The following is a 12,662-nucleotide window of genomic DNA, read 5'->3' on the forward strand; positions in this document are numbered from 1 at the left end:
ATGAAGATAACTTCTTCACTTGTAGACAAACTTATCCGCCTACGTTCAGGCGAATCTCTTCCATCCAGCGCCCTTCGTGGCGATTGGGTGGAAGACCTCCTTCGTGAAGGTGTGCTTATCAGTCGTTCTCATGGTAGCAGAAGCTGTATCAAGGCATCATCTCCGCAAACTCTTGAGCAAAGTTTAAAACATATTGATGAGCGATTCGGAGATTTAGATAGTATGAAAAGCGTTATTGCTAATGATGTCTCAAGGTCGGAACAAGCAGCCGCAACCGGGAATTCCAAACTTGTTATGGTACGGTCGTGTCCTGGTTTTCCCGTAAATTCATACGATTCGATACCATGTAGTCTCAATGGTCGTGATATCATGATTAATCCCGAGGAAGGAACATTCGTGTTTGTATCTGATTGGCAATCATTTGAAATACCTGAGGATGTGTTGATAATGAACATTGAGAACATGGAAAACTTCCGTATGATTCGTCAGCAACGTACCTTGTTCACTGCCATGTTCCCGAACAAGCGTTTGCTTTTTGTGTCACGCTATCCGCAGTCTTCTGATTTACGCACATGGTTGGAGCGTATACCAAACTTGTACGTACACTTTGGCGACTTCGATCTTGCTGGTATCCATATATTCCTTTCAGAATTTCACAAATATCTTGGCGAACGTGCTTCTTTTCTAATACCTCATGACATAGAAGAACGGTTACAACATGGGTCGATGGAAAGATATAATGCGCAATATAATAAATTTAAAAACGTATCTTCCGATGTGCCTTCGCTGCAATTATTAATTAACATGATTAATAAGTATCATCGCTGTTATGATCAAGAGGGTTATATTCAAAATAGGTAGCATAAACGAAACACTATTTGTTAACCAGGTTCATCTCTATCTCCAACCCCCTTGCCTCAATCTCCGCCGTCAGAAACAAAGTGGAGGACATAGTTCGGCAGAAACCTTGCTTTTGGGAGGAAAATTTATTAACTTTGCATACGTATCATTAATAATGAGTGCTTGCTTGAATAAGGTGGGTACTGTAAACAAACGATGTTATGGCATACTCCAAAATCCTGGCAGATACCCCTCTCCGGCTGGTAGATAAAAGCAAAGGCTGGAAGATAGAAAACGTATCTTCCAGCCCTCGCTGTATTTGAGTTTCAATAAGTTGCGGTGGAAAAAGACGGGAAAATGGTAGATGGGAGATAAAAACACAAAAGTGTATTATATAACCCTTTTTACCTTTTACTCTTTTACTTTTCCTTTTCCTCTTCAAACTCCACGTATTCGCCCTCGTTTTTGGCGAAAATCTTGCGGTTAGCCTGACGTGGTGAGCGCTCGTCGTAGAGTTCTTCTTCTACTACCACGCCGTCGTCGTATTCGGCGCTGCGGCGCTTCGTGCTACCCGATGTGGTGCTTTGCTGCTGGCGTCGGCTGTTGTTGCGGTTGGCGTTGGCGTTGGTGCCGTTGCGGAACTGCTTCGTCATGCGCTTCACGCGCAGATAGAGAAAACTGATGATGCCGATAAGGAAGACGGCAATCATCAGCACCATGATGAATATGCTTTTCAGAAATAGTCCGATGAATGACATAGGAATGGGTTTTAGGTACTACAATCCGTTTTCACTCTCTTGATGCTTTCTACTTCTCGATGTCGACCGTTGCGTGTGTGCGGCTCACGATGTCAGCCACTACGGAGGTGAGGAAGTAGAGGGTGATGACAATCCACATGCCGCCGATTACGCCGAAGAGGGCGATGACTACACAGGAGAGGGCGATGAACGAATAGCGAAGCTCGTTGCCGCGCCATCCCCACTGCTTGAATTTCAAGGCGAACATGGGCAGCTCGCTGACCAAAAGGAGGCTTGTGAGCACTACGAGCAGCAGTATTGCGGGTATCATCCATGCCGACGACTCGATGAGTGTGGGCTGTGAGACGAGCAGCGAACTCCAGAAGAGGGCGTTGGCAGGGGTGGGCATGCCGATGAACGAGGTGGTCTGGCGTGTGTCGAGGTTGAACTTCGCGAGGCGAAGGGCTGAGAAGGCTGCGATAAGGAATGCGCAGTAGGGGATGTACGGCTCTACGCTGGCAAGCACCGTGGGGTATTCCATCACGCTCAACTGGGCGAAGACTATTGCTGAGGGCGCTACGCCGAACGTCACGTCGTCGGCAAGCGAGTCGAGCTCTTTGCCGATGGGCGACGAGACGCCGAACAAGCGGGCGCTCATGCCATCGAAGAAGTCGAACACGGCGCCGATGATAATCCATATCAGCGCATAGCGTGCGTCGCCTCCGAGTGCCATTACGGTTGCGATGCAACCCGAAACGAGGTTGCCGCATGTAAGGGTGTTGGGTATGTTGCGTGTTATAAAGTTAGCCATTCTTTATCTTATTTGAGTTTGGCGATAATAGTTCCGTTGCCGGTGGTCAGCTGTCCCATCTTGACGCAGATTTCTGTGCCGAGCGGCAGGTAGACGTCGACGCGTGAACCGAACTTGATAAAGCCCAGGTGCTCGTCGATGTAGCAGTCTTCGCCTGCCTTGGCGTAGGTGACGATGCGGCGGGCCACTGCGCCTGCTATCTGGCGGCAGAGGATGTCGGTGCCTTCGGGGGTGGTGATGACTACGTCGGCGTGCTCGTTTTCCTCGCTCGCCTTGGGGAGCCATGCCTTGTGGTAGTTGCCGTTGTGGTGGGCTACGGTCTTCACCTTGCCGTCAACGGGGAACCAGTTGGCGTGTACGTTGAAGAGGCTCATGAAGATGCTCACCATGATGCGGCGCTCGTGGAAGTAGACGTCCTCGTCGACTTCCTCGATCACTACTATGCGTCCGTCTGCCGGCGCTACTACGAGTCCCGTTGTGTCTTCTTCGGGGAAGAAGCGGATAGGGCAGCGGAAGAAGTTGATGACGATGCAGTAAACGGTGCCCATGACTGCGGTGAAGCACCAGAACGGCACCTTGCTGTCTATGAAGCGCCAGAGCAGCAATGCGATTGCCGCAATAACGATGAAGCCATAAACGAGTGTGTCGGTTCCTTCGCGGTGAAGGCGTATTTTCTTCAGTTTCTTTATCTTCTTAATCATTGTTTGGTTGGGGTATGTGTAAATTAGTTGTTGATAATCGGTTGTCGTAAAGACGGATGCACCGCATGAGCCATTGCACGGGTACATATATTCTGTGCAAAGTTACCGCTTTTTTATGGAAGTGACAAACTTTTTGTTGGTTTTGATGTCGTTTTGTAGCAATTTATAGGCTGGGAGTGGAGAATTGGAACATTAATAATGGCAAAAGAAAAACGCCGAAACAACCTGTCGGCTGCTTCGGCGTTGTATAAAGGGGGTGCAGTTGTCTCAGGGGGTGCAGTTGGATTCATTCTGCTTGGTTGGTGCACTTGAGACAAGTGCACCCCCTGATATTATACGAGTTCGTCGAACTTCTTGCGAAGGTCGCCCTCTGTGATGGCACCTACGTGCTTGCCTACGAGTTCGCCGCCCTTGAAGAAGAGCAGTGTCGGGATGTTGCGTACGCGGTACTCAGCTGCTACGTCGTCGTTCTCCTCTACGTCGCACTTGCCTACAACGATCTTGCCGTCGTACTCCTCTGCGAGCTTAGAAACGATAGGAGCGATCATGCGGCAAGGACCGCACCATGTAGCCCAAAGGTCTACTACCAATGGCAGATCGCCAGTTCTGTACTGTTCGATGTTCTCTGTTGTGATTGTTACTTCCATAGTTGTATTCGTTTTTTTGTTAGTGATTATTCTTTATTTAATGACAATGCGATGCAAAGATAATGCAAATCGAAGACAATACAAAATAAGGTCACTTATTTTTATTGTTGAGATGCAGCTTATCTTATTTACAGATAATGATTATATATCAAAGTCTGTGCCAATCTGTTGATAATTGTTAGTTGATGCCATAGCGCACGCCCAATTCTGCCATTTCGTCGAGCGAGGTGAGCAGTTTCTTGTTCACGTCGACCGTTATGTTGCGGCTGTAGAGCTGTATGTTGGTGTTGTTCTTGGCGTCGTGGATGTTGATGTAGAGCGGCACCTTGCCGTCGGAGCTCTTGAGCGTTGTCTCCAGGTCTGTGAGCTGTGCGTCGTTGAACATCGTGGCTTCCATGTATACCGTGAACTTCTCTATCGACTTCTCCTTCACGTCGCTGAGGAATTCAATCTTCTTTATCACCATGTCGTAGGCATCGGGGTTGTTGCGGAAGCGCTGCACGCACTGCGCTGTGATGTAGACGTGATACTCCTCCTGCAGCATGCTCTGCCATTTTGTCCATTCCTCGCCGAAGAGTGCCAGCTCGCCCTGGCCTTCGAAGTCTTCGATGGTGACGATGCCGAACGGTTTGTTGGTCTTGGTCCAGCGCTGAGAGACGGAGGTGACGATGCCGCCGAAGGTGAGTTCCTCGATTGAGGCGAACGCCTTCTTGTCCATCTCGCGACCAATCTGCGTGCAATTGAGGTTGCACATGTGCTTGAGCACGACGGCGTAGTCGTCGAGCGGATGTGCGGAGAGGTAGATGCCCACCAACTCGCGTTCGCGCTTCAGCAGTTCCATGGTGCTCCACTGCTCGCACTCGGGCACCGGCGGCGTCTGTATCTCCACGCCGCCCATGTCGCCGAACAGCGAGTTCTGCATCGACGACTGTTCCGACTGGTATACCTGACCGTAGCGCAGCAGTGTCTCGACAAAGGTGTCGCCCTTGGCGTTCTGGGCGAAGTATTGTTCGCGGCGGATGCCGAACGAGTCGAAGCCGCCGCTCAGAGCGAGCGATTCCATCGCCTTGCGGTTGACGGCGGAGAGGTTGACACGCTGCACGAAGTCGAAGATGTCCTTGTACTGTCCGTTCTTATGTCGTTCGGCGATGATGTTGGTGGCAGCAGCCTCGCCCATGCCCTTGATGGCGGAGAGTCCGAAGCGCACTTCGCCCTTCTTGTTGGCAGAGAACTTCTGCTCCGACTCGTTGACGTCAGGACCGAGGCAGGGTATGCCCATAGCCTGACATTCGGACATGAGCTTCGTAATCTTTGTGATGTCGTTGAGGCATCGGCTCATATTGCCAGCCATGAACTCGGCAGGGTAGTGCGCCTTGAGGTATGCCGTCTGATAAGCCACCCACGAGTAGCATGTGGCGTGCGACTTGTTGAAGGCGTAGGAAGCGAACTTCTCCCAGTCGCCCCAGATCTTCTCGAGCACTTTCGGGTCGTGTCCGTTCTTCTTGCCGCCCTCGATGAACTTCGGCTTCATGGCGTCTACGATGGCTTTCTTCTTCTTACCCATCGCCTTACGCAGAGCGTCCGACTCGCCACGAGTGAAGTCGGCAAGCTGGCGCGAGAGGAGCATCACCTGCTCCTGGTAGACCGTGATGCCGTAGGTGTCTTTCAGATACTTCTCCATGCAGGGGATGTCGTATGTGATAGGCTCCTTGCCGTTCTTGCGGGCGATGAATGACGGGATGTAGTCCATAGGCCCCGGTCGGTAGAGGGCGTTCATGGCGATGAGATCCTCGAACACCGTAGGACGCAACTCGCGCAGATACTTCTGCATACCAGCCGACTCGAACTGGAACGTGCCGATGGTGCGTCCCTCCTGATAGAGCTTATATGTGAGTTCGTCGTCGATAGGTATTGTGTCGAGGTTGAGCGTGAAGCCGTCGTGGGTGAGGCGTATGTTCTCGACGGTCTCCTTCATGATAGACAGGGTAGAGAGTCCGAGGAAGTCCATCTTGATGAGTCCGGTCTCCTCGATGACGTGTCCGTCGTACTGCGTGGCGAGCAACTTATGTCCAGGGTCGCTCTTGTCTTCAGCCGTAGACACAGGCACCCAGTCGCTGATGGCGTCGCGGCAGATGATGGTGCCGCAGGCGTGGATGCCCGTTCCGCGAACGGTGCCCTCGAGCATCTTTGCGTACTTTATGGTGTTTGCCATCTGCGGATTGGCGCTGGCTTCGGCTTCGCGAAGCTCGGGCACGCACTTGATGGCGTTGGTGAGGTTCATCTTCATTCCGTCGGGCAACTTGTCGGGGATAGCCTTGCAGAGACGGTTGGATATGTCGAGCGGCAGCTTCTCCACACGAGCCACGTCCTTGATAGAGTTCTTCGTAGCCATCGTGCCGTAGGTGATGATGTGCGCCACCTTATCGTGTCCGTACTTGTCCTCCACCCACTCGAGCACCTTGCCGCGTCCGTCGTCGTCGAAGTCGGTATCGATATCGGGGAGAGAGATACGGTCGGGGTTGAGGAAACGTTCGAACAGCAAGTCGTACTTGATAGGGTCGATCTTGGTGATGCCCAAGCAGTAGGCGACAACAGAACCGGCTGCCGAGCCACGGCCCGGACCTACCATGACGCCCAGCTCGTCCTGAGCCGAGTTGATGAAGTCCTGCACGATGAGGAAGTAGCCCGGGAAACCCATCGTCTTCATGATGTGCAGCTCGAACTTCACTCGCTCGTACACCTCGTCGGAGAGCGGTTCGCCGTAGAGACGTTTCGCTCCGTCGTAGGCGAGCTTCGCAAGATAGTCGGCTTCGAACTTGATGCGGTAGAGCTTGTCGATGCCGCCGAGCTTCTTTATCTTCTTCTCGGCTTCCTCGTGAGACATTATCTCTTTGCCGTTCTCGTCGGTGGTGAACTCGCGGAAGAGTTCTTCGGGCGAGATGCGCTTGCGGGTATCCTCCTCCGTTCCGAATTCAGCCGGGATGGGGAAGAACGGCATGATAGGCGAGTGGTCGATGGAGTAGGTCTCCACCTTATCCAATATCTCGAGCGTGTTGGAAAGCGCTTCGGGCACGTCGGAGAATATCTCGTTCATCTCCTCGCGCGTCTTGAACCACTCCTGCTTAGAGTAGAGCATACGCGTAGGGTCGTTAAGTTCCTTTCCGGTAGAGAGGCAGAGCAGGTGGTCGTGAGCCTCGGCGTTCTCCTGGTCGACGAAGTGGCAGTCGTTGGTGCAGACTACTTTTATGCCGTACTCCTTTGCGAGTTTCAGAATCTCCTTGTTGGCACGCTGCTGCAGCGGAAATGTCTCGCGGTTGGCGCGCTGGTTGGGATCTTTCACCTCGTGGCGCTGAAGCTCCAGATAGTAGTCGTCTCCGAACACACGCTTATGCCATTCGATGGCCTCGCGAGCACCGGGTATGTCGCCCTTCAGTATCTTCGCCGGCACCTCGCCAGCGATACATGCCGAGCAGACGATGAGGTCCTCGTGATACTTCTCGAGGTCGGCTCTATCGGTACGCGGTTTAGAGTAGAAACCGTCTACCCAGGCACGCGACACGAGCTTGATGAGATTCTTGTATCCGTGGTAGTTCTTCGCAAGCACGATGAGGTGATAGCCGCCCGCGTCGCCCTTCTCCTTGACACGGTCGGCTTTGGTGCGGCGCGCAACGTACATCTCGCAACCGAATATTGGCTTGAAAGGCTCCTTGCCCTGGTCTTTCAGCTTGCCGTTTATCTTGTTGCAGTAGTTGAACAGCTCTTTCACGCCGAACATATTGCCATGGTCGGTGATAGCCATGCCGCGCATGCCGTTAGCCACGGCTTTGTCGACAAGCTTTTCCACAGGCGACTGTCCGTCGAGAATGGAGTAGTAGGTGTGTACGTGCAGGTGTATGAAGTCTTCCATCGTGCTGTTGCGGTTTTTTATTATTGAATGCTTTATAGTATAATGACTACAAAGTTACGCAAAAAAACTCACAATTCAAAATTCCTTTCCTCCGAGCACCACCTTTTTCACAATCGGCGTGGTGTAGGCATATGGAATGAAGTCGACTGACGGCAGTGGGGTGGTGATGAAGAAGTTGGCAACCTTGCCCTTCGCGATGCTTCCGTAGTTGTGGCTTTCGCCCATAGCGTAGGCGCCGTTGAGTGTTGCGGCGTTGAGTGCTTCGTTGGGTTGCAGGCGCATCTTGATGCAAGCAAGCGAGACCACAAACTTCATGTCGCCCGACGGCGTTGAACCAGGATTGTAGTCGCTCGCTACGGCTATGCCCAAGCCAGCGTCAATCATCTTGCGGCCCTTGCCGTAAGGCATGTTGAGGAAGAACGACGTGCCAGGCAGGACAGTTGGCGTCGTCTCGCTGCCAAGCAGAATGTTGATTTCCTCTTCGGTCATACTCTCAAGATGGTCTACCGACAATGCACAATGCTTTACGCCAATCTCCACACCGCCCGACGAAGCCAGCTCGTCGGCGTGAATCTTCGGTCGCATGCCCCATCGGGCAGCCGCTTCGAGCATACGTCCCGTCTCTTCAGGCGTGAAGAAGCCGCGATCGCAGAACACGTCGATGAAGTCGGCGAGATGCTGGCGACCCACTTCGGGTATCATCTCGTCGATGATGAGCTTCACGTAGTCGCTTTGCGTCATGCCGCGAGCCACGGCGTGCGCTCCGAGGAACGTAGACACAATCTTTGCAGGCGACGCCTCCTTCATCCGTTGTATGACGCGCAGCATCTTCAGTTCGTCCTCGAGGTTCAGTCCGTAGCCGCTCTTTATCTCTATGCAGCCCGTTCCCTTGCGTATCACCTCGTCGAGTCGCTGCATAGCCTGACGGAACAACTCGTCCTCAGAAGTGTTGTGCAGCAAGTCGGCGGAGTTGAGTATGCCTCCTCCGCGACGCGCTATCTCCTCGTAGCTCAGTCCGTTTATCTTGTCGACGAACTCGCGCTCTCTGCTTCCTGCGAAGACGATGTGCGTATGCGAGTCGCACCATGACGGCAGAACCATTCCGCCTTCAGCGTCGATGGTCTTGTCGATATTGTCTGTCGGCATACCGTCGGCAACACTACCGAACGCAGCGAAGCGACCGTCTTCTACGAGCAGCCACGCGTCGTCGATAGTGTTGAACGCAGACATCTCCTTGCCCTGCAAGCGCAGCTTTGGCGCATGCTCGATGCCAGCGAGAGTTTTTATATTCTTAACTAATAATCTCATTTGCGTAAGAATTCGATTGAGTTAGCAATGTGCGGATACATTACTTCGTCGCGCACGATGAACGGCACCACCTTGCGGTATTCCTTGAAAATAGCTTCTACAGCCGGCGACGACTTCAGCGGACGGCGGAACTCGAGAGCCTGAGCCGCGTTGAAGAGTTCGATGGCAAGCACGCGCTCCGTATTGAGCACCACCTTATATAGCTTGATGGCTGCATTGGCACCCATGCTCACATGATCTTCCTGACCCTGGCTCGACGGGATGCTGTCTACAGACGACGGCGTAGCGAGCGACTTGTTGAGGCTCACCACCGATGCGGCTGTGTACTGCGGAATCATGAAACCGCTGTTCAGACCCGGACTTGCTACGAGGAAGCTCGGCAGACCGCGTGTGCCGCTGATGAGCTTGTAGATGCGACGCTCGGAGATGTTCGAGAGTTCGCACATGGCTATCGAGAGGAAGTCCATCGGCATGGCAATCGGTTCGCCGTGGAAGTTGCCGGCAGAGATGATGAGGTCTTCGTCAGGACAAACGGTAGGGTTGTCGGTTGCTGAGTTCACCTCGACGTCAATCACGGAGTCGACGTATGCAATGGTATCCTTCACCGTACCGTGAACCTGCGGAATGCATCTGAACGAATACGGGTCCTGCACGTACGATTTCGGCTTCTCCACAATCTCACTGCCCTTGAGCAGCTCTCTCATGCGAGCCGCAGTGACGATCTGTCCCTTGTGCGGACGTACCTGATGCACAGCGTCGGTGAAAGGCGCCGTGAGTCCGTAGTAGGCGTCGAGCGACATAGCCGCAATCTTGTCTGCCCAATCGCTCAGACGATGCGACTGCAGCAGCGCCCATACAGCGAACGCACCCATGTTCTGCGTGCCGTTGAGCAGCGCCAGACCCTCTTTCGATGCGAGCTGGATAGGCTGCCAGTTGAACTTCTGCAGCATCTCTTCGCCGCTAATCACCTTGCCGTCTACCTCCACTTCGCCGAGACCGACGAGCGGGAGCGTAAGGTGAGCCAGCGGAACGAGGTCGCCCGATGCGCCGAGCGAGCCCTGCATGTATACCACAGGATATATGTCGTTGTTGAAGAAGTCGATGAGTCGGTTTACGGTTACGAGCTGGCAACCCGAGAAGCCGTAGCTGAGCGACTGTATCTTCAAGAGCAGCATAATCTTCACGATGTCGTTAGGCACACGGTCGCCCGTGCCGCAAGCATGCGACATCATAAGGTTTATCTGCAGCTGCGCTAAGTCGTCGGCGCCGATGCTCACGTTGCAGAGCGAGCCGAAGCCTGTTGTAACGCCGTAGATAGGAGCGGTGGTCTCCGCAATCTTTCGGTCGAGATATTCTCTACACTTCACGATGCGCTTCTGCGCGTCGTCACTCAGTTCTATCTTGTAGCCGCCATAAACCACCTCGCCAATACGCTCGATTGAGAGATGCTCGGCTGAAATCTGATGTTTTTTCATTGTCGTTGTTTCTTATTTGGTTGTTGAGGAAGGGGTGCCAATTCAGGGGGTGCACTTGTCTCCGCTCGGCTTTGCCGCTTGCCAGAGCAAGAAGTGCACCAATCTATCTGTTAGCACTATTCTTCTTGGTTGGTGCACTTGAGACAAGTGCACCCCCTGATATTACTATATTAGATTGATGATGTCGTCGTCGACGATGCTCGGCATCGTGACCTGCAGTCCGTGCGAACGCTGCATCTCGCGCTCTATGCTGTGGATAGAGCCTTCGTTGCGTGCCCATGCACGGCGTGCGATGCCGTTGTTCACGTCCCAGAACAACATCTCGCTGATGTGTCGGTCGCTGTCTGCGCTACCGTCTATCACCATGCCGAAGCCGCCGTTTATCACTTCGCCCCAGCCTACGCCGCCACCGTTGTGCAGCGACACCCATGTAGCGCCGCGGAACGAGTCGCCGATGACGTTCTGCACAGCCATGTCGGCGCAGAACTGCGAACCGTCGTAGATGTTGCTTGTCTCGCGGAACGGTGAGTCGGTGCCCGACACGTCGTGATGGTCGCGTCCGAGCACGATGGGTCGGGTTATCTCGCCCTTGCGTATAGCCTCGTTGAACGCTAATGCAATCTTCGCACGACCTTCAGCGTCGGCGTAGAGGATGCGAGCCTGCGAACCCACCACAAGCTGGTTTCTGCCTGCCTCCACAATCCAGTGGATGTTGTCAGCCATCTGTCCCTTTATCTCGTCGGGCGAGTTCTTCATTATCTCCTCAAGCACACGTGCCGCAATCTCGTCGGTCTTGGCAAGGTCGGCAGGGTCGCCCGATGTGCATACCCAGCGGAACGGACCGAATCCGTAGTCGAAGAACATCGGTCCCATGATGTCCTGCACGTACGACGGATAGCGGAATTTGCCGTCCTCTGTGCAGATGTCGGCACCTGCGCGCTTCGACTGCAGGAGGAATGCGTTGCCGTAGTCGAAGAAGTACATGCCGTTGGCGGCGAGGCGGTTGATGGCAGCCACCTGGCGGCACAGCGACGCCTGCACATGCTTGCGGAACTCGTCGGGGTTCTCAGCCATCATCGTCTTCGACTCCTCGAGCGTGAGGTCGGCAGGATAGTAGCCGCCTGCCCACGGGTTGTGGAGCGAGGTCTGGTCGCTGCCTATGTCCACGTGTACGCCTTCGTCGGCAAGACGCTCCCAGAGGTCTACCACGTTGCCCACGTAAGCCATCGACACCGTGCGTTTCTCTTCCACGCTGCGCTTTATGGCAGGTATGAGTTCGTCGAGATTGTCGTGCAGTTCGTCCACCCATCCCTGGTCGTAGCGCTTCTTCGCCGCCAGTGGGTTAATCTCTGCCACCACGCTCACCACGCCGGCGATGTTGCCAGCCTTAGGCTGAGCGCCCGACATGCCGCCCAGGCCCGACGACACGAAAAGCATGCCGCGAATGTCCTGCGGTCCGCCCTTCTCGCTGCGCTGCTTGCGCGCCGCGTTGAGCACGGTGATGGTTGTGCCGTGCACGATGCCCTGCGGACCGATGTACATGTACGATCCGGCAGTCATCTGTCCGTACTGGCTCACGCCGAGAGCGTTCAGGCGCTCCCAGTCGTCGGGCTTCGAGTAGTTGGGTATCACCATTCCGTTCGTCACCACTACGCGCGGAGCGTTCGGATGCGACGGGAAGAGTCCGAGCGGATGACCCGAGTACATCACGAGCGTCTGCTCGTCGGTCATCTCGCTGAGATATTTCATCGTGAGTCGGTACTGCGCCCAGTTCTGGAAGATGGCGCCGTTGCCTCCGTAGACGATAAGCTCATGCGGATGTTGAGCCACTTCGGGGTTAAGGTTGTTCTGAATCATGAGCATGATGGCGGCAGCCTGCTCGGAGCGGTGCGGATACTCGTCGATGGGGCGTGCGTACATATCGTATGTAGGGCGATAGCGGTACATATAGATGCGTCCGTACGTGTCGAGTTCGGCGATGAACTCCGGCGCCAGTTGTGCGTGCAACTGTTTCGGGAAGTAGCGCAGTGCGTTGCGTAGCGCCAGCTTCCTCTCTTCGTGGTTGAGTATCTCCTTGCGCTTCGGCGCATGATTTATATTCGGGTCGTAGGGCATCGGTTCGGGAAGGAAGTCGGGTATGCCCAAGCGTATCTCTTCTGCAAATGTCATAGGATAATGTTTTAGAAGCCCCTCCCCATCCCTCCCCATCGGGGAGGGGGTGAGTTGGGCTATGATT

General features: G+C 54.1%; 9 protein-coding genes. 1 reads left to right on the forward strand and 8 read right to left on the reverse strand.

The window, feature by feature from the left end:
* Complete coding sequence (locus KTQ90_RS00060) at nt 1-861, forward strand: DUF7281 domain-containing protein (protein ID WP_217316729.1); 861 nt, start codon at nt 1-3, stop codon at nt 859-861.
* A gap of 398 nt (nt 862-1,259) precedes the next feature.
* Here the strand turns inward: KTQ90_RS00060 and KTQ90_RS00065 are convergent, their stop codons facing one another.
* From KTQ90_RS00065 to KTQ90_RS00100, 8 genes are all read right to left on the reverse strand, one after another.
* Nucleotides 1,260-1,598: a DUF4834 family protein gene (locus KTQ90_RS00065; RefSeq protein WP_217316730.1), complete on the reverse strand. Its 339-nt coding sequence runs from the start codon at nt 1,596-1,598 to the stop codon at nt 1,260-1,262.
* Between the two features lie 49 nt (nt 1,599-1,647).
* On the reverse strand, nt 1,648-2,388 hold the full coding sequence (pssA, locus tag KTQ90_RS00070; protein WP_217316731.1) for a CDP-diacylglycerol--serine O-phosphatidyltransferase: 741 nt from the start codon (nt 2,386-2,388) through the stop codon (nt 1,648-1,650).
* An 8-nt stretch (nt 2,389-2,396) separates the two neighbouring features.
* On the reverse strand, nt 2,397-3,089 hold the full coding sequence (locus KTQ90_RS00075; protein ID WP_022159217.1) for a phosphatidylserine decarboxylase family protein: 693 nt from the start codon (nt 3,087-3,089) through the stop codon (nt 2,397-2,399).
* Between the two features lie 332 nt (nt 3,090-3,421).
* A complete protein-coding gene (trxA, locus tag KTQ90_RS00080) occupies nt 3,422-3,736 on the reverse strand; it encodes a thioredoxin (protein WP_217316732.1) in 315 nt (104 codons plus the stop codon).
* A gap of 178 nt (nt 3,737-3,914) precedes the next feature.
* The gene (gene dnaE / locus KTQ90_RS00085; protein WP_217316733.1) at nt 3,915-7,643 is read right to left on the reverse strand and encodes a DNA polymerase III subunit alpha; all 3,729 of its coding nucleotides are present in this window, start codon (nt 7,641-7,643) and stop codon (nt 3,915-3,917) included.
* Nucleotides 7,644-7,718: 75 nt separating this feature from the next.
* Nucleotides 7,719-8,951, reverse strand: a complete 1,233-nt coding sequence (gene hutI / locus KTQ90_RS00090) for an imidazolonepropionase (RefSeq protein ID WP_217316734.1) — start codon at nt 8,949-8,951, stop codon at nt 7,719-7,721.
* On the reverse strand, nt 8,948-10,426 hold the full coding sequence (hutH, locus tag KTQ90_RS00095; RefSeq protein WP_217316735.1) for a histidine ammonia-lyase: 1,479 nt from the start codon (nt 10,424-10,426) through the stop codon (nt 8,948-8,950). Before hutH ends, hutI begins: the two co-directional genes overlap by 4 nt.
* Nucleotides 10,427-10,591: 165 nt before the next feature.
* Nucleotides 10,592-12,595 carry a urocanate hydratase gene (locus KTQ90_RS00100; RefSeq protein ID WP_217316736.1) on the reverse strand — a complete coding sequence of 668 codons (2,004 nt, stop codon included), beginning with the start codon at nt 12,593-12,595 and terminating at the stop codon, nt 10,592-10,594.
* Nucleotides 12,596-12,662 lie beyond the last annotated feature (67 nt).

The sequence above is a fragment of the Leyella stercorea genome, assembly GCF_019052365.1.
Classification (GTDB): Bacteria; Bacteroidota; Bacteroidia; order Bacteroidales; family Bacteroidaceae; genus Prevotella.